Annotated in this window: 18 protein-coding genes; 13 read left to right on the top strand and 5 right to left on the bottom strand. The window is 66.4% G+C overall.

Features of this window, described 5'->3' with window-relative positions:
• Window position 1: 1 nt before the first annotated feature.
• Both B161_RS0112655 and B161_RS0112650 read left to right on the top strand, forming a co-directional pair.
• Entirely contained in the window at window positions 2-682 is a 681-nt protein-coding gene (locus B161_RS0112655; protein ID WP_026310408.1) for an HAD family hydrolase, read from the top strand.
• A 46-nt stretch (window positions 683-728) separates the two neighbouring features.
• Complete coding sequence (locus tag B161_RS0112650; RefSeq protein WP_018633791.1) at window positions 729-2,198, top strand: FGGY-family carbohydrate kinase; 1,470 nt, start codon at window positions 729-731, stop codon at window positions 2,196-2,198.
• A gap of 87 nt (window positions 2,199-2,285) precedes the next feature.
• Here B161_RS0112650 and B161_RS0112645 read toward each other — a convergent pair whose 3' ends face one another.
• Window positions 2,286-3,212, bottom strand: a complete 927-nt coding sequence (locus B161_RS0112645) for a sugar-binding transcriptional regulator (protein ID WP_018633789.1) — start codon at window positions 3,210-3,212, stop codon at window positions 2,286-2,288.
• Window positions 3,213-3,474: 262 nt separating this feature from the next.
• On the opposite strand from B161_RS0112645, the gene B161_RS0112640 reads away from it, so the two are divergent.
• From B161_RS0112640 to B161_RS0112595, 10 genes are all read left to right on the top strand, one after another.
• Window positions 3,475-4,323 carry a PaaX family transcriptional regulator C-terminal domain-containing protein gene (locus B161_RS0112640; RefSeq protein ID WP_026310407.1) on the top strand — a complete coding sequence of 283 codons (849 nt, stop codon included), beginning with the start codon at window positions 3,475-3,477 and terminating at the stop codon, window positions 4,321-4,323.
• Between the two features lie 294 nt (window positions 4,324-4,617).
• Window positions 4,618-5,823: a 3-oxoadipyl-CoA thiolase gene (pcaF, locus tag B161_RS0112635; RefSeq protein ID WP_018633785.1), complete on the top strand. Its 1,206-nt coding sequence runs from the start codon at window positions 4,618-4,620 to the stop codon at window positions 5,821-5,823.
• A gap of 27 nt (window positions 5,824-5,850) precedes the next feature.
• Complete coding sequence (gene paaA / locus B161_RS0112630) at window positions 5,851-6,849, top strand: 1,2-phenylacetyl-CoA epoxidase subunit PaaA (protein ID WP_018633784.1); 999 nt, start codon at window positions 5,851-5,853, stop codon at window positions 6,847-6,849.
• 154 nt (window positions 6,850-7,003) lie between these two features.
• A complete protein-coding gene (paaB, locus tag B161_RS0112625) occupies window positions 7,004-7,288 on the top strand; it encodes a 1,2-phenylacetyl-CoA epoxidase subunit PaaB (RefSeq protein WP_018633783.1) in 285 nt (94 codons plus the stop codon).
• Entirely contained in the window at window positions 7,288-8,064 is a 777-nt protein-coding gene (paaC, locus tag B161_RS0112620; RefSeq protein ID WP_018633782.1) for a 1,2-phenylacetyl-CoA epoxidase subunit PaaC, read from the top strand. Before paaB ends, paaC begins: the two co-directional genes overlap by 1 nt.
• Before the next feature lie 5 nt (window positions 8,065-8,069).
• Entirely contained in the window at window positions 8,070-8,594 is a 525-nt protein-coding gene (gene paaD / locus B161_RS0112615) for a 1,2-phenylacetyl-CoA epoxidase subunit PaaD (protein ID WP_026310406.1), read from the top strand.
• Between the two features lie 28 nt (window positions 8,595-8,622).
• Window positions 8,623-9,699 (top strand): 1,2-phenylacetyl-CoA epoxidase subunit PaaE, encoded by a 1,077-nt coding sequence (gene paaE, locus B161_RS0112610; RefSeq protein ID WP_018633780.1) that lies wholly within the window; start codon window positions 8,623-8,625, stop codon window positions 9,697-9,699.
• Window positions 9,700-9,709: 10 nt separating this feature from the next.
• Window positions 9,710-10,480, top strand: a complete 771-nt coding sequence (locus B161_RS0112605) for a Phenylacetic acid catabolic protein (RefSeq protein WP_018633779.1) — start codon at window positions 9,710-9,712, stop codon at window positions 10,478-10,480.
• Between the two features lie 92 nt (window positions 10,481-10,572).
• Entirely contained in the window at window positions 10,573-12,642 is a 2,070-nt protein-coding gene (paaZ, locus tag B161_RS0112600; protein WP_018633778.1) for a phenylacetic acid degradation bifunctional protein PaaZ, read from the top strand.
• Window positions 12,642-13,262, top strand: coding sequence for an acyltransferase (locus B161_RS0112595; RefSeq protein WP_018633777.1), 621 nt, complete (start codon window positions 12,642-12,644; stop codon window positions 13,260-13,262). The genes paaZ and B161_RS0112595 overlap by 1 nt, the downstream gene beginning before the upstream one ends.
• Here the strand turns inward: B161_RS0112595 and B161_RS0112590 are convergent.
• From B161_RS0112590 to paaG, 4 genes are all read right to left on the bottom strand, one after another.
• A complete protein-coding gene (locus tag B161_RS0112590) occupies window positions 13,246-13,845 on the bottom strand; it encodes a TetR/AcrR family transcriptional regulator (RefSeq protein WP_018633776.1) in 600 nt (199 codons plus the stop codon). The two genes, B161_RS0112595 and B161_RS0112590, sit on opposite strands and share 17 nt — an antisense overlap.
• A gap of 155 nt (window positions 13,846-14,000) precedes the next feature.
• On the bottom strand, window positions 14,001-15,314 hold the full coding sequence (gene paaK / locus B161_RS0112585) for a phenylacetate--CoA ligase PaaK (protein ID WP_018633775.1): 1,314 nt from the start codon (window positions 15,312-15,314) through the stop codon (window positions 14,001-14,003).
• Window positions 15,315-15,349: 35 nt separating this feature from the next.
• A complete protein-coding gene (paaI, locus tag B161_RS0112580) occupies window positions 15,350-15,814 on the bottom strand; it encodes a hydroxyphenylacetyl-CoA thioesterase PaaI (RefSeq protein WP_018633774.1) in 465 nt (154 codons plus the stop codon).
• Complete coding sequence (paaG, locus tag B161_RS0112575) at window positions 15,811-16,605, bottom strand: 2-(1,2-epoxy-1,2-dihydrophenyl)acetyl-CoA isomerase PaaG (protein ID WP_018633773.1); 795 nt, start codon at window positions 16,603-16,605, stop codon at window positions 15,811-15,813. Before paaG ends, paaI begins: the two co-directional genes overlap by 4 nt.
• A 389-nt stretch (window positions 16,606-16,994) precedes the next feature.
• Between paaG and B161_RS0112570 the strand changes: the two genes are divergently transcribed.
• Entirely contained in the window at window positions 16,995-18,140 is a 1,146-nt protein-coding gene (locus B161_RS0112570; RefSeq protein WP_018633772.1) for an ABC transporter substrate-binding protein, read from the top strand.
• Window positions 18,141-18,184: the final 44 nt, after the last annotated feature.

Genomic DNA, 18,184 nt, shown 5'->3' with positions numbered 1-18,184 from the left:
GATGCGCCATGGTCTGATCTTCGATTGCGACGGGGTGCTCGTCGACAGCGAGCCTTTGGCCGTAGACGAGGTTCAGGCCATGTTCGCGAAGCTGGGCGTCCCCCTCTCGGAGGATCGGATCTATCGCGATTTTCTGGGGCGTTCGGCCAGCGTGATCGTCGAGATGGCGGCCCGCGAGCTGGGGTTGGACGTGGCGCGGGAGACCGCCGCCTGCGACGAAAACCTGCTCCGGCGCTTCCGCCGCGAGCTGCGGCCGGTTCCCGGCGTGGCTCAGGCCATCGCGGCGCTGGAGGGGCCGCGCGCCGTCGCCAGCTCCAGCGCGCCGGATCGGCTGGCGCTGTCTCTGGCGCTGACGGGGCTCGCGCCGCTCTTCGGGCCGCATGTCTATTCCGCGAGCCAGGTCCGCAAGGGCAAGCCCGCGCCGGATCTGTTTCTCTTCGCGGCTCAGAAGCTCGGCGCGGATCCCGCCGCCTGCGTGGTGGTCGAGGACAGCCCGGCCGGAGTCATGGCCGCCCGCGCGGCGGGGATGCGGGTCGTCGGCTTTCTGGGCGGCGGACACGCCGCGCCTGCGCGGCTGGCCGAGCGGCTGGCCGCGCTGAAGCCCGACGCGCTGATTGAACGCGCCGAAGAATTGCCGGATGCTCTGACCCGATTGGGCTGGAGCGCGATCCGAAAAGTTTAAAAGACTTTTCGGGCCAATCGCGCAGCCAAAGGGGAGGAAGCGTCTCGTGCTGATCGCTGGGGTGGATGTCGGTTCGGCGCGCGCTCGGGCGGGGCTGTTCTCAACCGAGGGCCGACTCATCGCGAGGGCCAGCCGCGGCTTCCAGACTCTGCCTTCTCCCGGCGGCGAGGCGGGCTTCGACTTCGCCGAAATCTGGGCCGCCGTGGCCGAGGCTCTGGCCGAAGCGCGGCGCATGGCGGGCGCGAGTCCCGCGCAGATCGAGGCGCTCGCTTTCGACGCGACCTGCTCGCTCGTCGTCGAGGCCCCCGGCTTCGCGCCGGACGTGATCGCCTGGCATGATCATCGCGCCGTGGCGGAGGCTCGCGAGCTTAGCGCCTTCGCGCATGAGGTGGTCGCGCGGGCGGGCGGGACGGTCTCGCCGGAGATGCAGACGCCTAAGCTGATCTGGCTGAGCCGGAACCTTCCCGAGGTTTGGGCGGCGAAGCGCGGGGTGCGGGATCTCTGCGATCATCTCGCTTTTCGCGCCACGGGCCGGCCTGTGCGGTCGCTCTGCGCAGCGGCGGCGAAATGGCCCTATCTGCCCGACCGCAGAGGTTGGGCGCTCGATTTGATGACCCGCTTCGGAATCGCCGGATTTCAAACCGGCGAGGCCGTGCTGGCGCCGGGCGAGCGGATCGGCCCGCTTTCGGCGCAGGGCGCGGCGGAATTGGGCCTTGACCGGAGCTGCGTCGTGGCGACGGGGCTGATCGACGCCTTCGCCGGAGCCCTAGGAGCGGCGCCCGACATGCCCGCTCTGATCGCGGGGACGTCCAATTGCGTCATGGCGCAGGGGGCGCCGCTCGGTCCGGCGCTGTGGGGGCCCTATCCGGGGGCCATCCTGCCCGACGAATCCGTGACGGAGGGCGGCCAATCCGCGACGGGCGCCTTGCTGGAGGCGATCCGCCGCCAATATCCGCAGCCGCAGGATCACGGCCGGATTCTGGAGCGCGTCGCGCGGCGGCCCGAGCCCGGCCGGGGCCTCCATATTCTGCCCGACCTCAAAGGCAACCGCACGCCCTTCGCCGATCCGCTGATGCGCGGCGTCGCGCATGGTCTGACCCTCGAACGCGACGAGGACGCGCTGGACGCGCTCTATTGGCGGGCGGCGGTGGGGATCGCGCTGGGCGCGCGCCAGGTCGTCGCGCATATGGGGCTCGCGCCGCGGCGCCTCGCCATGGCGGGCGGACAGGCCCGCGCCGAAACCATGCGCCAGCTCTACGCCGACGCGCTCGGGGTCGAAATTCACTGGCAGCCCGAAGACGCCGTTTTGCGCGGCGCCGCCATCGCCGCCGCCGCGCCGCGCTTCGGCGGGATCCGCGCCGCCCGCGCCCGTTTCGCGCGCGAGGCGCGGATCACGCGCCCCGACCCCGCCGCCCAAGCCCGGCGCGCAGTCGACTGGGCCGTTTTCCTGAGGATGCAGGAGCATCGCGCGGAGATCTCGGCCATGCAGGCGGAGACGCCGCCTCAACGGGCTTAGAGCGTTTTCCGACCGAATTGGGTCGCGCATCTTTATGTCGTCGCGCTTTCGCGACGCGAAGCTTGGTCAGCTTCGCTGGAAAGCGCTCTAAACCAACGCCTCCGCCGTGGTCGCGTCGGCGATCAGGCCGCTGATCAGGCGGCCTTTCAGGGCGCCGCGCAGAGCGGGCAGCTTCCGCGCTCCCGTGGCCGCGCCGATCACGAGGGTGCGCCCGCGCGAGGGAATCGGCGCGGAGGCCACCCGCGCGTTCGAGAGCCCTTTGATCAACCGCCCCTCGGCGTCATAGGCCCAGCCGGTGATCTCGCCGACCGCCCCGGCGGCGATCAGGGCGTCGAGATCGGCGCGGGCGATGAAGCCGTCCAGCAGCAGCGGGGCTTCGTCGTCGAGCGCCCCGATCCCGACGAAGGCCACCTCCGCCTCGCCCGCCATCTCGATCACGCGGCGGACGCCGGATTGCCGGAGCATCGCCTCCCGCTCCTCGATGGTGGAGAGGATGACCGAAAGCGGCATCGGGAAGCTGCGGGCGGTCACCATCTCCGACATGGAGAACAGGACGTTGTAATAGGCGGTGGAGCCGTCGGTGGCGATGTTGCCCGTCAGAGAGACGATGCGGTGCTGAGGGCAATCTATATGCGGCAGCTGCGCCACCGCGCGGCGCAGAGTCCGGCCCGTGCCGAGCGCCAAAGTCAAAGGCTCGGGGCGGCGGAGCCAGCGCTCCATGGCGTCGGCGACGTGATGCGGAACCCCCGCCTCCGGAGCGTCGGCGGGAGCGATCTCGCAAAAGGCGAGGCCCCATTTGGCGCGCAGAGCCGCGGCCAGCTCCATGCAGCGGGCGGAAGGATGGTCGATCCGGATCTTGACCAGACCTTCGGCCATGGCCTGCGCGATCAGCCTTTGGGCCGTCTGGCGCGACAAGCCCATCAGGCCCGCGATCTCGTCCTGAGTCTTGCCCGCGACATGCGCGAGCCACGCCGCGCGGGCGATCTGATCCAACCTGCGGCTTTGATTCTGCATCGCCCTCTTTCTCCGTTCCGCCAAGGATGTAGAGCCTCGGGCGAGATTCTGTCCAGCTTGCTTGCGGCCCTGCTCCGGCTTCAAACGCGGAGACGGCGGGCCTGCGGGGCGGTTCAGAAAGACTCTGGCGCGGCGCCCTGAAACCCTCTACTCCAAAGCCTCCGAGCGCAAGCGCCGATCCTCCGGCCCAAGCGCGCCCTCGGCGGAGGCGAGGCCGAACGCGAAAGCCGCGCGCGCCCCTTTCAGGAGAACCGCGCGAAGGATGTCGCCACATACGCCCAGAAGCCCCCGCATCGAGCGCCTGATGCAGGGCCTGCCGCTCACCGCGGCCTCCTTCATCGTGACCGTCTATGGAGACGTGGTCGTCACGCGCGGCGAAGTGCTGTGGATGGGCAGTCTGATCGGCGTCTGCAAGCGGGTCGGCATCAGCGAGACTCTCGTCCGCACGGCGGCCTCCCGGCTGGCGGCCGCCGGAAGGCTGGAGGGCGAGCGCAAAGGCCGGCGCAGCTTCTACCGTCTGGCTCCGGCGGCGCGGACGGAGTTCTCCGGCGCGGCGCGGCTGCTCTACGCCGCCGAGATCGAGCCGACGCGCTGGCTGGTGATCCATGCGCCGGGGCTCTCCGAGGAGGAGGCGCGCCGTCAGCGCATGGCCCGGATGGGCGGCGAGGTCTGGATTCGCCCGGACCGGGGCGGGCCGCCGCCGCGCGACGCCCTCGCCCTGCGCGCGGAGGCCATATCCGATCCGGCGGCCCTCGCGGGATTCTGGGATCTCGACGCCTTGCAGAGCGGCTACGCCGCCATGTTGGCGCGCTTCGCGCCTTTGGCCGGGGAGATCGGCCGCAAACCGGGCCTTGAGCCTTCGGAGGCTTTGGCGGCGCGTCTGCTGTTGGTCCAAGTCTATCGCGGCGTGCTGCTGCGCGATCCCTGCCTTCCGACCGCCGCCCTGCCCTCCGGCTGGCTCGGCGCCGAGGCCCGCAAGCTCTTCCGCCGCCTGTATCTGGCGCTTTCGCCCGCCGCGGACGCCGAGATCGGGCGGAGTCTGGAGGGGCGCGAGGGCCTCTTGCCTCAAACGACTCCCGGCAGCGAAACGCGTCTGGCGGCTTTGGCTTAGAGCGTTTTCCGACCCAATCGGGTCGTTCAAACCTTCAAACGCTCCAACCCTTTATTCTGTCGCGCTTTCGCGACGCGAAACCTGGTCGGTTTCGCTGGAAAGCGCTCTAATCCATGATCCGAAGCCTGCGCAGGGCTTCGGAGCGGGCGCGGCCCTCCGCTCAAACATTACAAAGAATCGAAAATATCGCTTCCATATGTAATGTTTTCGGTCTATAAACCGACCATTCGGTCGATGAATGGCGGGAATCGCCGGATCGCCCGCTGAGACATAAGGACGAGGGAGGAAGTCCGAATGCGCGAAGCCTTCATCTGCGACGCGGTGAGAACGCCTGTCGGGCGTTACGGCGGGGCTTTGGCCTCGGTGCGCGCCGACGATCTGGCGGCTCTGCCGCTCAAGGCGCTGATGGAGCGCAATCCCGGCGTGGATTGGTCCGCCGTCGAGGATCTCATCTTCGGCTGCGCCAATCAGGCGGGCGAGGACAACCGCAACGTGGGCCGCATGGCGGTTCTGCTGGCGGGCATGCCGGTCGGGGTTCCCGGAACCACGGTCAACCGGCTCTGCGGCTCGGGCATGGACGCCGTGGGCATGGCCGCGCGGGCGATCAAGGCGGGCGATTGCGAATTCGTGATCGCGGGCGGCGTCGAGAGCATGACCCGCGCGCCCTTCGTCATGCCCAAGGCGGAAAGCGCCTTCTCGCGCGCCAACGCCGTCTATGACACGACCATCGGCTGGCGCTTCGTCAATCCGGCGATGAAGAAGGCCTTCGGCGTGGACAGCATGCCCCAAACCGCCGACAACGTCGCCGCCGATTTCGGCGTCTCCCGCGCCGATCAGGACGCTTTCGCGGCGCGCTCTCAGGCGCGCTGGGCGGCGGCTCAGGAGGCGGGGCTCTTCAAAGAGGAGATCGTCCCCGTGACGATCCCTCAGAAGAAGGGCGAGCCCATCCTCTTCGACAAGGACGAACATCCGCGCCCCGGAACCACCGCCGAGCAGCTCGCGAAGCTGAAGGGCGTGAACGGCCCGGATCTGAGCGTCACGGCGGGCAACGCCTCGGGCGTGAACGACGGCGCGGCGGCTCTGGCGATTCTCTCTGAGGCGGGCGCCAAGGCTCAGGGCCTGACGCCCAAAGCCCGGGTGGTCGCCATGGCGGCGGCGGGCGTCGAGCCCCGGATCATGGGGATCGGCCCCTCGCCCGCCGCGCGGAGAGTCCTTGCGAAAGCGGGGCTGACTCTCGACCAGATGGATGTGATAGAACTGAACGAAGCCTTCGCGTCGCAAGGCCTCGCCGTGCTGCGCGAACTGGGTCTGGCGGACGACGATCCCCGCGTGAACCCCAATGGCGGCGCCATCGCCATCGGCCATCCGCTGGGAATGTCGGGCGCCCGACTCGTGACCACCGCGACCTATCAGCTCCAGCGCACCGGCGGACGCTACGCGCTCTGCACCATGTGCATCGGAGTCGGACAAGGGATCGCGCTGATCGTCGAACGCGTCTGAATCTAAGATCACAGGGAGAGGCCGGCCATGTATGCTCAGCTCGTGCAATCCGAAGGCGGGAAATCCCGCGAAGAGATGACCCCGCAGGAGATCGCCTTTCAGGAGCGCATCGACCGCGGCGAGAAGATCGAGCCCAAGGAATGGATGCCCGAGGGCTATCGCAAGACCCTCATCCGCCAGATGGGCCAGCACGCCCATTCCGAGATCGTCGGCCAGCTGCCGGAAGGCAACTGGATCACCCGCGCCCCGACTCTGGAGCGCAAGGCCATCCTGCTCGCCAAGGTGCAGGACGAGGCCGGGCACGGGCTCTATCTCTATTGCGCCGCCGAGACCCTCGGCGTCTCGCGCGACGCGCTGATGGAGGCGCTCCATTCGGGGAAGATGAAATATTCCTCGATCTTCAACTACCCCACCCTGACTTGGGCCGACATGGGCGCGGTGGGCTGGCTGGTGGACGGCGCCGCGATCATGAATCAGGTGCCCTTGCAGCGCACCTCCTACGGCCCCTACAGCCGCGCCATGATCCGCATCTGCAAGGAGGAATCCTTCCATCAGCGGCAAGGCTACGACATCATGATGAAGATGTGCGCCGGAACCCCCGAGCAGAAAGCCATGGCTCAGGACGCTCTGAACCGCTTCTGGTATCCCTCTCTGATGATGTTCGGCCCCTCGGACAAGGACTCGGTGCATTCCGCGCAATCCATGGCGTGGAAGATCAAGATGAACACCAATGACGAGCTGCGTCAGAAATTCGTCGATCAGACCGTGCCTCAGGCGAAATATCTCGGCCTGACCGTTCCGGATGAAAACCTCAAATGGAACGAGGAGAAGGGCGGCTACGACTTCAGCGAGCCCGATTGGGCGGAGTTCTTCGAGGTGATCGCCGGAAACGGCCCCTGCAACGCCGAGCGCCTCGGCGCCCGCGTCAAGGCTTGGGAGGACGGCGCCTGGTTCCGCGAGGGCCTTATGGCCCACGCCGAGAAGCAGGACGAACGCCGCGCCGCCGTCCGGCTCGCCGCCGAGTGAGCTGAAGCCCCGGAGCGCTGTCCAGCGAAGCCGAAGGGCTTCGCGTCGTGAAAGCGCGACCAACGCTCTCCGGCTCCGATCTTCGCAAGCAATCACGGGCGCGGTCCAACGCGCCCGGCCCTCAACGCTATCCAGCTTCGGGAGGAAGCCAGAGATGTCCAGCGAATGGCCCCTGTGGGAGATCTTCATCCGCGGCCAGCACGGCCTGAATCATCGCCATGTCGGGAGCCTGCACGCTCCTGACGCCGAAATGGCGATCCGCAACGCCCGCGACGTCTACACCCGCCGCAATGAAGGCGTCTCCATCTGGGCGGTGAAGTCCAACGACATCGTCGCCTCCTCGCCTTCGGACAAGGGCCCGCTCTTCGAGCCCTCGAACGCGAAGGTCTATCGCCACCCGACCTTCTTCGACATTCCGGAAGAAGTGGGGCATATGTGATGGCGGATGCGGCTCCTGCGGTCGATCAGGCCGCTTTTTCCGAATGGCTCCAGAGGATGGGCGATAATTGCCTGATCCTCGGACATCGGGTCTCCGAGTGGTGCGGGCATTCCCCCGCCCTTGAAGAAGACATCGCCCTCGCCAATCAGGCGCTGGATCTGATCGGGCAATGCCAGTTCTGGCTGGGGCTCGCCGCCGAAGTCGAGGGGAAAGGCCGCACGGCCGATCAGCTCGCCTATCTGCGCGACGCCGGCGCCTTCCGCAACGTGCTGCTCGTGGAGCGCCCCAACGGCGATTTCGGCCAGACGCTCATGCGGCAATTCCTCTTCGACGCCTTCCATCACGAGCTTTTACGCGCGCTGAAGAGCTCTTCCGATCCGCGCGTGGCGGAGATCGCCGCCAAGGCTGAAAAGGAAGTCGCCTATCATCTGGAGCGCTCCGCCGATCTGGTGATCCGCCTCGGCGACGGCTCGGAGGAGAGCCGCGACCGCATGGAGAAGGCGTTGAAGGCGCTCTTCCCCTATAGCGGCGAGCTTTTCACGGACGACGCCGTGGATCAGGCCATGGCGGCGGCGGGCGTCGCCCCCCTGCCCTCCTCGCTCAAGCCCGCCTGGGACCGCACGGTCTCCGAGATTTTGGCGGAGGCGACGCTGGCCCATCCCGGCGAGGTCTATCAGCATAAGGGCGGCAAGCGCGGCGTCCATTCCGAATATCTCGGCTACATCCTCGCCGAGATGCAGTTTCTCCAGCGCGCCTATCCCGGCGCGACCTGGTGAGCGCCATGGAGAAGACGCCGCATCCAGACATCCCGGAGATCTGGCGTTGGCTCTCCGAGGTGCCCGATCCCGAAATTCCCGTCATCAGCCTGACGGATCTGGGGATCATCCGCGAGGTCGCATGGCGGGAGGACACGCTCGTCGTGACGGTGACGCCCACCTATTCGGGCTGTCCGGCCACGACGATCATCAATCTCGACATTGAAAAGGCTCTGCGGGACCGGGGAATCGAGAAGCTGCGTCTTGAGCGCCGCCTCTCGCCGCCCTGGACCACCGACTGGCTCACCGAGGAAGGCCGCGAAAAGCTGCGCGCCTACGGCATAGCTCCGCCCATCGACGGCACGAACGCCGACGGGCGTCTGGCGGGCCGGGTCTCGCGGCTGATGAACGGCTCGAACCTGACCATCGCCTGTCCGCGCTGCGGCTCGGCGGCCACCGAGAAGATCAGTCAATTCGGCTCGACGCCCTGCAAGGCGAGCTATCGCTGCACGGACTGCCTTGAGCCCTTCGATTATTTCAAATGCATCTAGCCAGTTCTAGGATGCCGAGGACACCCACATGGCGCGCTTCCATCCTCTGAAAGTCACGGACGTCCGGCGCGAAACCCGCGACGCCGTGGTCGTCACCCTCGCCCCGCGCGACGAGGACAAGACGCTCTTCGATTTCACGCAAGGCCAATATCTGACCTTCCGCCGCGATTTCGACGGCGAGGAGCTTCGCCGCTCCTATTCCATCTGCGCGGGCCGCGACGAAGGCTTCCTTCAGGTCGGGATCAAGCGCGTGGAGGGCGGCGCCTTCAGCACCTGGGCCAATGAGAATCTCGCGCCCGGCGACGAGATCGAGGCCATGCCTCCCATGGGCAAATTCTTCACGCCGCTCGATCCGGATTCCGAAAAGCAATATCTCGGCTTCGCGGGCGGCTCGGGGATCACGCCGGTGCTCTCCATCGTCAAGACCGTGCTGGCGCGCGAGCCCAAAAGCCGCTTCACGCTGGTTTATTCGAACCGCCAGATCAACACGATCATGTTCCGCGAGGAATTGGAGGATCTGAAGAACCTGCATCTCGGGCGGTTCTCGGTGATCCATATCCTTGAGCAGGAGGGTCAGGAGATCGACCTCTTCACCGGCCGCGTCGACGCCGAGAAGATGAAGGGCCTCTTCACCCATTGGCTCGACGCCACGGCGGTGGACACGGCCTATATCTGCGGCCCCGAGCCCATGATGCTGGCCATCGCCGCCAGCCTGCGCGACCATGGCCTGCGCGACGATCAGATCAAATTCGAGCTCTTCGCCAGCGGCCAGCCGGGCCGGGCCAAGGCGAAGGCCGTCTCCAAGACCGCCATAGCTCCGGGAACCGGCGTCGAGGCCACGGTGACGCTCGACGGCGCCACCCGCAGCTTCGCCATGCCCCGCACGGGCCAGACCATCCTCGACGCCGCCATCGAGGCCAAAATGGACGCGCCTTACTCCTGCAAGGCGGGCGTCTGCTCGACCTGCCGCTGCAAGGTGGTCGAGGGCGAGGCCGAAATGGCGGTCAACCACGCCCTTGAAGATTACGAAGTCCGCGCCGGCTACGTGCTGTCCTGTCAGGCGACGCCGCTGACGGACCGCATCGTCGTCACCTATGACGAGTGAGGGGAAAGCCATGTCCGACGTGACGCAGCCCGATACGATGAAGATCGAGGATTACCTCGCGCAGGGCGGAGTTCTCACCGCGCCCGGCAACGTCCCGGCCCGCTATCGCGGCGAGCTGATGCGGCTGATGTCCAGCTTCGTGGACAGCGAGCTGGCGGCTTCGGCGGGCTTCGCCCAGTCGATCAACTTCGCGCCGGGGATCAAGGAGCGCATCGCCGCCAGCCGGATCACTCTGGAGAAGGCCGACCACGCCGAGCGCGTTCTGAACGTGATGGGCGGATTCGGCACCGACACGGGCCGCTATCAGTCTCAGCATGACTGGGCGGCGCGGGTGCCGCGCGAAGCCGATCTCGGGGCGGCCCGCCGGGCGGGCGACATGCGCCTCTCGGTCTTCCATTATCCGCTGAACGGCTGGACCGACGCGGTGGTCATGAACGTGCTTCAGGGCCTCGCGACCGGAGTCCAGATGACCGAGCTCACGCGGGTCTCCTATGCGCCTCTGGCGGAGGTCTTCCGCGAGATCGCCCCCCGCGAGGCGCGTCACGCCGAGCTGGGGCTGGAGGGGCTGGAGCGCCTCGCCTCCTCGCCGGAGGGCGTGGTGGGGGCTCTGACCTCCCTCGCCTATTGGCGTCCGCGGGTGGCGGCGGGCTTCGGCGTCGCGGGTTCGGGGCGTTACGACGTCCTGCGCAAATTCGGCCTGCGCCACAGGCCGAACGAGGAGCTTCTCGCCGATTGGGAGGGCCTCGTCTCTCAGCGTCTGAGCGCCTTCGGCCTCGGTTGATTGAAAGCCGCCGGGTCGGGAGGCCCCCTGATCCGGCGAGATAAGAATTTCAGCGCCAGATTCTCACGCCAGATTTCCCAGAAGGAAACGCCATGAACGCCCCGCTTCGTCAAACGCGACGCCTCGAAAGCTACGTCTCCGGATCATGGGTGGCCGGAATCGACGAGGGCCAGACTCTCGTCGACGCCGCCACCGGCGCGGATCTGGCGGTGATCGACTCCACCGGCGTCGACTTCGCCGCCGCGCTGGAGCATGGCCGCCGCAAGGCCGGGCCGAAGCTGCGCGCCATGAGCTTTCATGAACGCGCCGCCATGCTCAAGGCTCTGGGCCTCGAATTGATGAAGCATAAGGAGGAGTTCTACGCGGAGAGCTTCCTCACCGGCGCCACCCGCGCCGACGGCTGGGTCGACATCGAGGGCGGCATAGGCACCATGCTCACCTTCGCCTCCAAGGGCCGCCGCGAATTGCCGAACGCGCGGCTGCTCACCGACGGCGAGGTGGAAGTCCTCTCGAAAGACGGCAGCTTCGTCGCGCAGCATGTCCTCACGCCGATTCAGGGCGTGGCGGTGCATATCAACGCCTTCAACTTCCCCGTCTGGGGCATGCTGGAGAAGATCGCCCCGACGCTGCTGGCGGGCGTGCCCTGCATCGTCAAGCCCGCCTCCCAGACGGCCTATCTCACGGAATTGGTCGTGCGCCGCGCCATTGAGAGCGGCCTCTTGCCGGAAGGCGCGCTGCAATTGATCTGCGGCTCGGTGGGCGATCTCCTCGACCATGTGACCGAACAGGACGCCGTGACCTTCACCGGCTCCGCATGGACGGGCCGCAAGCTCAAGACCCATCCGGCCATCGTCGCGAATTCGGTGCGCTTCACCATGGAGGCCGACAGCCTCAACGCCTCGATCCTCGGGCCGGACGCCGCGCCGGGAACGCCGGAATTCGACCTCTTCGTGAAAGAAGTCGCCCGCGAGATGACCGTGAAGGCCGGGCAGAAATGCACCGCCATCCGCCGGGTCATCGCGCCGCGCGCCCATGTTCAGGCGCTGATCGAGGCTCTGGGGGCGCGTCTGGCGAAAACTCCCGTGGGCCTGCCGAACGACGAGGCCACCCGCATGGGCCCCCTCGCCAGCATGGACCAGCGCGAGGAGGTGCGGGCGCGCATCCGCGATCTTCAGGCCGTGGCCGAGATCGTCGCCGGAAATCCCGACGAGGTTCGTCTTTCCTCCGGCGATCCGGAGAAGGGCGCCTTCCTCAATCCGGTTCTGCTCTATGCGGACAAGCCTTTCGCGGCGCAGGCGGTCCATGACGTCGAAGCCTTCGGCCCCGTCTCGACCGTGCTGCCTTACGAGGACATCGGCGAGGCGGTGGAGCTGGCGAAGCTCGGCAAGGGCTCGCTGGTCTCCTCGGTCTTCACCCATGACAAGGCCGTCGCTCAGGAGGTCGTCCTTGGGCTCGCGCCCTTCCATGGCCGCGTGCTGATCGGAGACCGCGAGACGGCGAAAAGCTCGACGGGCCACGGCTCGCCTCTGGCGCCTCTGGTCCATGGCGGGCCGGGACGCGCGGGCGGCGGCGAGGAGATGGGCGGAATCCGGGGCGTGAAGCATTATCTGCAACGCACCGCCGTTCAGGGCTCGCCGCGTCTGCTCTCGGCGGTCACGGGCCGCTGGATCGAAGGCGCCGAAGCGACGCAGGACGTCCATCCCTTCCGCAAATCCCTCGCGGAATTGAAGATCGGCGACCAGCTCGTCACCGCCAGCCGCGAAGTGACCAAAGAGGACGTCGAGCATTTCGCCGAATTCACCGGAGACACCTTCTACGCCCATATGAACGAAGAGGCCGCCAAGGCCAATCCCTTCTTCGACGACCGGGTGGCTCATGGCTATCTCATCGCCTCCTTCGCGGCGGGGCTTTTCGTCGAGCCGAATCCGGGTCCGGTGCTGGCGAATTACGGCGTGGATCATCTGCGCTTCCTGACGCCGGTTTATTTCGGCGACACCCTGCAAGTCCGTCTGACCTGCAAGGAGATCAATCCGCGCGAAACCGCCGATTACGGCGAAGTCCGCTGGGATTGCCGCGTGACCAATCAGGAAGGCGCCGTCGTCGCGCAATATGACGTGCTGACCATGGTCGCCAAGACCTGGCCGCCCGCCGGGGAAGCCTGATGAGCCGCATCTACAGCTATGACGGGATCGTCCCGGCCATAGATCCCGCCGCCTTCGTGCATCCGGAGGCGGTGGTGATCGGGGACGTGATCATCGGCCCGACGGTTTATGTCGGTCCCTGCGCGGTGTTGCGCGGGGATTTCGGCCGCATCATCCTGCATGAGGGCTGCAACGTGCAAGAGACCTGCGTGGTGCATTCCTTCCCCGGCAAAGACGTGATCGTCGAAGAATCCGGCCATATCGGCCATGGGGCGGTGCTCCATGGCTGCCATATCGGACGCAACGTGCTGATCGGCATGAACGCCGTGATCATGGACGAAGCCGAGATCGGCGAAAACTGCATCGTCGGGGCCATGGCCTTCGTGAAGGCCGGGACCAAGGTTCCGCCCAATTCGCTTCTGGCGGGCTCTCCGGCGAAGATCCTCCGCACGCTCTCCGCCGAGGAGATCGACTGGAAAAGGCGCGGAACAGGGGTCTATCAGCAATTGGCCAGAGAAGCCGCAGGCAAGATCGCCCCCGCCACGCCTCTGACCGCGCCCGAGCCGGATCGTCGCCGCGCCGAAGCCCCGGTCTATGATCCGCTGATTCTGGAGCGCCGGAGATTCACCGAACGGCCTTGATCCCTTCGAGGATCAGGGTGGTGGCGACGTCGGCGTAATCCTCGCGGCTGATGCGTCCGCCGTCCTTGAACCACATATAGACCCAATTCATCATGCCGAAGAGCGACATGGTGACCGGCATGAGCAAAGGCCGCTCCGCCGAGTTCAGTCCGGGATTGATCTGCTCCAGCACCACCGAGAAGCGGCGGATGATCCTGCGCTCCAGCGCGGTGATCTCCGCCCTTTGCGCCTCGGAGAGCGCGGCGGCGGCGTTGAGCTGCACCTTATGCTGATCATCGGCGCCGCGATAGCTCTCCAGCACCGCCCCGACGAGGCGGCGCAGGCGCTGCTGCGGCTCCATCTCCGCGTCGTCCGCCGAATCTATGGCGGCCTCCAGCTCTTCGAGATGCGTGTGGATGATCGCGTAGATCAGCGCGTCCTTGCTCGGATAATAATGATAGAGCAGGGCCTTGGAGACCTGAGCATGCGCGGCGATCTGGGCCATGGAGGCTTTGTCCATGCCCTGCTCGGCGAAAACGGCGGCCGCGTTGTCCAGGATGGACCGCCGTTTCTCCTCGAAATCCTGAGCCCGCCTCCGAGCCATGATCTTCGCTTCCCTTCGCGCTGCAAACGCCTCCGGCCCCCTCCGCGCGCGGAGAAGGCCGAGAGGTTTCGTTCGCTTTAACCTCTGGGCGCGCGGCTGTCATCCCTGATGCTGCTGCGCAACATCGGGTTTTGCGGCTCCGCGCCCTTCAGGGCTCACTCTTTCGGGCGATTATCCACCACGCGTTTGGCCTTGCCTTCGGAGCGGGCGAGGGAGTTCGGATCGCGCACCTCGATCTTCGTCGAGACGCCGACCACGGATTTAATGTGATGCGTCAGTTCTTTAGCGGATTTATCCCGGGCGGATTCCTCCGCATGGGCGGGGGCGCATTCCACATGGACGGTCATATTGTCCATGCGGTTGGCGCCCCGGTTCAGCTCGATCTGGAAATGCGGAGCCAAACCGGCGCATTTCAGAATCTGCTCTTCGATCTGGGTCGGGAAGACGTTCACGCCGCGCAGGATGATCATATCGTCGCTGCGGCCGGTGATCTTCTCGATGCGGCGCATGCTCCGGGCGGTGCCGGGCAGGAGGCGCGTCAGATCTCGGGTGCGGTAGCGCACCATCGGCAGAGCTTCTTTGGTCAAGGTGGTGAAGACCAATTCGCCCATCTCGCCGTCGGGCAGAACCTCGCCGGTGACCGGATCGATGATCTCCGGGTAGAAATGATCCTCCCAGACATGGAGGCCGTCTTTCGTCTCCACGCATTCCTGCGCCACGCCCGGCCCCATGATCTCGGAGAGGCCGTAGATGTCCACGGCGTGCATGTCGAAGGCTTCCTCGATCTCCTGACGCATGGCGTTGGTCCAGGGCTCGGCGCCGAAGATGCCCACCTGAAGCGAGGATTGGCGCGGGTCCAGCCCCTGACGGCGGAATTCGTCGAGGATCGAGAGCATGTAAGAGGGCGTGACCATGATGACGCGCGGCTTGAAGTCGTTGATCAGCGTGACCTGACGCTCCGTCATGCCGCCCGACATGGGCACCACCGTGCAGCCGAGCCGCTCGGCGCCGTAATGCGCGCCGACGCCGCCGGTGAAGAGGCCGTAGCCATAGGCGTTATGCAGGATGTCTCCGGGACGCCCGCCCGCCGCCCGGATCGAGCGCGCGATGAGATTGGCCCAATGGTCGATGTCGGCGGCGGTGTAGCCCACCACGGTCGGCTTTCCGGTGGTGCCCGAAGAGCCGTGGATGCGCGCCAGCTTGTTCTGAGGCACGGCGAACATGCCGAAAGGATAGGTGTCGCGCAGATCCTGCTTCACGGTGAAGGGGAATTTCGCGATGTCCTTCAGAGTCTTCAGATCGTCGGGATGCGCGTCGTGCTCGATGAAGCGCTTGCGGTAGAAGGACGAATTCTCATAGGCGTGGCGCAGGCTGCGCTTCATCCGATGGAATTGCAGCGCCTCGATTTCGTCGCGCGAGGCGGTTTCGATGGGGTCGAGCGTCTGTCTGCTCGGAGCCAGATCTTCCATGATGCGTCTCCTCCCTGGAGATGAACGCGGCGCCTTCAGCCTTCGACGGGCAGATGAACGCCTTTGACGACTCGCGAATGGCCGCGGAATTCGGCCACATGCTCGCCGTTTTGGTTGGTGATGCGGATGTCGTAGAGGCCGGAGCGTCCCTTGCGCGAGACCTCCCGGGCTTCGGCGGTCAGCCGGTCGCCGATGCGGCCGGGGATCAGAAAGCTGATGGAGCAATGCTGCGCCACCGCCGCCTGATTATAGCTGTTGCAGGCGAAGGCGAAAGCCGAGTCCGCCAGAATGAACATATAGCCGCCATGACAATTCCCATGGCCGTTGGACATGGCCTCGGTGATCGTCATGGAGAGCCTCGCCTCTCCGGGCGCGACGCGCTCAAGGCTCATGCCGAGCCTGCGGCTGGCGGAATCGCCGCTCCACATGGCTTGCGCCGAGCCTTCGGCGATCTCCTGCGGCGTCATCTCGGAGACGGGCTTGCTGAGATCCGCGCTCATTTCCCCTGAAACTCCGGCTTGCGCTTTTCGAGGAAGGCGGTCACGCCCTCGGCGTAATCGGCGCTGAGTCCGGCGGCGCGCTGACAATCGCGCTCCATGTCGAGCTGCGCGTCGAGGCTGTTGACGGCGGCGGCCTGAATCAGGCGCTTGGTCAGGCCGAGGCCGAGGGTCGGCCCGGCGGCGAGGGCGCGCGCCAGCTCCGTCGCCTGAATCATGAGGGATTCGTCCTCGACCGCCTTCCAGATCAACCCCCATTCGGCGGCCTTCTCGGCGGGGAGGGGCTCGGCGGTCAGCGCGAGGGCCTTGGCGCGGGGCTCGCCGAGGATGCGCGTCAGGCTCCAGCTGCCGCCCGCGTCGGGGATGAGGCCGATCTTGGCGAAAGCCTGAATGAATTTCGCCGATTTCGCCGCCAGAACGATGTCGCAGGCGAAAGCGATGTTCGCCCCCGCCCCCGCCGCCACGCCGTTCACCGCGCAGACGACCGGTTTTTCAAGGCTGCGAATCAGGCGCAGATTGGGATTGTAAAAGGTCTCCAGCGTCCGCCCGAGATCCGGCGCGGGTCCGCCTTTGCGCGGATCGCGGTCGCCGAGATCCTGTCCGGCGCAAAAGCCCCGGCCCGCTCCGGTCAGCAGCACCGCGCGCGCCTGCGGATCCTCATGCGCGCGCTGGAGCCCCGCCCGCAAGGCGAGATGCATCTCTTCATTAAAAGAATTCAGCTTGTCCGGGCGATTGAGCGTGAGCGTCAACACCCCTTCGGCGAGCTCTGTCGAAACAGTCTCGGAACCGGTCATCTGGTCCTCCCTCGTCTATTGGCCTAGCCTCTTCGGACTTATTCGTTGGATCGGCGCAAATTTGCGTTGCATAAACCGACCGGCCGGTCAATTATAAACATAGATCTGGGGAGAACGCCAGAGAAGAAGGGAGGCTCTCAAGCCATGTTCCTCGACCTTTTCAGGCCGATGTCGGGCGATGTTTCCGCTTTTGCGCGGCTATGGGATCTCCGAATCTCCTCCCCCCGGAAAATTCAGGACAACCTTCACGAAGACGCCCTCGGTCGGATCGCCTCGACGGCGAATCCCGCCTCGCGCGTCGCGCGCCCCGCCCGGCCCCGAAGGTCCGCGGCCGGGACGCGAACGAATCAAAAAACCGGACTTCAGGCCGGACTTCAGGGAGGACAGCCATGACCAAGACCACCGCCGGAGCCCTTTGCGCGCTCCTGACCGCCTTCAGCCTCGCCCCGGCGGCTCAGGCCGAAATCAGATTGGGCGCCAGCATCTCGGCGACCGGGCCCGCCGCCTTCCTCGGCGATCCCGAGGCCAAGACGCTGGAGCTGCTCGTCGAGGAGCTGAACGCCAAGGGCGGAATCGACGGCGAGAAGATCAAACTCGTCCTCTACGACGACGGCGGAGATCCCAATAAGGCCCGCACCTTCGCCACCCGCCTCATCGAAGACGACGAAGTGGTCGCGATCATCGGCGGCACCACCACCGGCGCCTCCATGTCGATTCTGGCGGTGGCCGAAGACGCCGAGGTGCCCTTCATCTCGCTGGCGGGCGCCATCGAGATCATCAAGCCGGTGCGGCCCTTCGTCTTCAAGACGCCCCACACCGACCGCATGGCCTGTCAGAAGATCTTCGAGGACATGCAGAAGCGCGGCTTCACCAAGATCGGCATGATCTCCGGCACCGACGGCTTCGGCGCCTCCATGCAGGCGCAATGCAAGGACGTGGTCGGGGATTACGGAATCGAGATCGTTTCGGACGAGACCTATAATCCCACCGACGCCGACATGACCGCCCAGCTCACCAAGATCCGCAACGCCTCCGGCGTGCAGGCGGTGCTGAATCCGGGCTTCGGACAAGGCCCCTCCATCGTGACGCGCAATTATCGTCAGCTCGCCATCGACCTGCCGCTCTATCAGTCGCATGGCGTGGCCTCGAACGGCTTCATCGAACTGGCGGGGGCGCAGGCCGCCGAGGGCGTGCGTCTGCCCGGCACGGCCCTGCTGGTGGCGGATCTCCTCGCCGAGGAGGATCCTCAGCGCGAGGTGGTGGTCGCCTATCGCGACGCCTTCGAGGAGAAGACCAAGACTCCGGTCGGCACCTTCGGCGGCTACGCCCATGACGCCTTCCTGATCTTCACCGACGCCGTCGCCCGCGCGGGCTCCACGGAGCCGGGCGACATCCGCGACGCCATCGAAGCGACTGCGGGGCTGGCCGGAACCACGGGAATCTACAACTTCTCCGCCGAGGACCATCTCGGCCTCGACCTCTCCGCCTTCCGCATGCTGGAGATCAAGAACGGCGCCTGGACTCTGGTCGAGTAAGACCCGGCTCCAGCCTGACCCTCCGCCCGGCCCTTGCGGGCGGA

The sequence above is a fragment of the Neomegalonema perideroedes DSM 15528 genome, assembly GCF_000374145.1.
Classification (GTDB): Bacteria; Pseudomonadota; Alphaproteobacteria; order Rhodobacterales; family Rhodobacteraceae; genus Neomegalonema; species Neomegalonema perideroedes.
This window is presented reverse-complemented; position numbering and strand designations above follow the sequence as displayed.

What these genes read in the sequence shown, in the direction of transcription:
- B161_RS0112655 (WP_026310408.1), top strand. Translation starts at nt 2, where the DNA reads ATGCGCCATGGTCTGATCTTCGATTGCGACGGGGTGCTCGTCGACAGC.
- B161_RS0112645 (WP_018633789.1), bottom strand. Translation starts at nt 3,212, where the DNA reads ATGCAGAATCAAAGCCGCAGGTTGGATCAGATCGCCCGCGCGGCGTGG.
- B161_RS0112640 (WP_026310407.1), top strand. Translation starts at nt 3,475, where the DNA reads ATGTCGCCACATACGCCCAGAAGCCCCCGCATCGAGCGCCTGATGCAG.
- pcaF (WP_018633785.1), top strand. Translation starts at nt 4,618, where the DNA reads ATGCGCGAAGCCTTCATCTGCGACGCGGTGAGAACGCCTGTCGGGCGT.
- paaA (WP_018633784.1), top strand. Translation starts at nt 5,851, where the DNA reads ATGTATGCTCAGCTCGTGCAATCCGAAGGCGGGAAATCCCGCGAAGAG.
- paaB (WP_018633783.1), top strand. Translation starts at nt 7,004, where the DNA reads ATGTCCAGCGAATGGCCCCTGTGGGAGATCTTCATCCGCGGCCAGCAC.
- paaC (WP_018633782.1), top strand. Translation starts at nt 7,288, where the DNA reads ATGGCGGATGCGGCTCCTGCGGTCGATCAGGCCGCTTTTTCCGAATGG.
- paaD (WP_026310406.1), top strand. Translation starts at nt 8,070, where the DNA reads ATGGAGAAGACGCCGCATCCAGACATCCCGGAGATCTGGCGTTGGCTC.
- paaE (WP_018633780.1), top strand. Translation starts at nt 8,623, where the DNA reads ATGGCGCGCTTCCATCCTCTGAAAGTCACGGACGTCCGGCGCGAAACC.
- B161_RS0112605 (WP_018633779.1), top strand. Translation starts at nt 9,710, where the DNA reads ATGTCCGACGTGACGCAGCCCGATACGATGAAGATCGAGGATTACCTC.
- paaZ (WP_018633778.1), top strand. Translation starts at nt 10,573, where the DNA reads ATGAACGCCCCGCTTCGTCAAACGCGACGCCTCGAAAGCTACGTCTCC.
- B161_RS0112595 (WP_018633777.1), top strand. Translation starts at nt 12,642, where the DNA reads ATGAGCCGCATCTACAGCTATGACGGGATCGTCCCGGCCATAGATCCC.
- B161_RS0112590 (WP_018633776.1), bottom strand. Translation starts at nt 13,845, where the DNA reads ATGGCTCGGAGGCGGGCTCAGGATTTCGAGGAGAAACGGCGGTCCATC.
- paaK (WP_018633775.1), bottom strand. Translation starts at nt 15,314, where the DNA reads ATGGAAGATCTGGCTCCGAGCAGACAGACGCTCGACCCCATCGAAACC.
- paaI (WP_018633774.1), bottom strand. Translation starts at nt 15,814, where the DNA reads ATGAGCGCGGATCTCAGCAAGCCCGTCTCCGAGATGACGCCGCAGGAG.
- paaG (WP_018633773.1), bottom strand. Translation starts at nt 16,605, where the DNA reads ATGACCGGTTCCGAGACTGTTTCGACAGAGCTCGCCGAAGGGGTGTTG.
- B161_RS0112570 (WP_018633772.1), top strand. Translation starts at nt 16,995, where the DNA reads ATGACCAAGACCACCGCCGGAGCCCTTTGCGCGCTCCTGACCGCCTTC.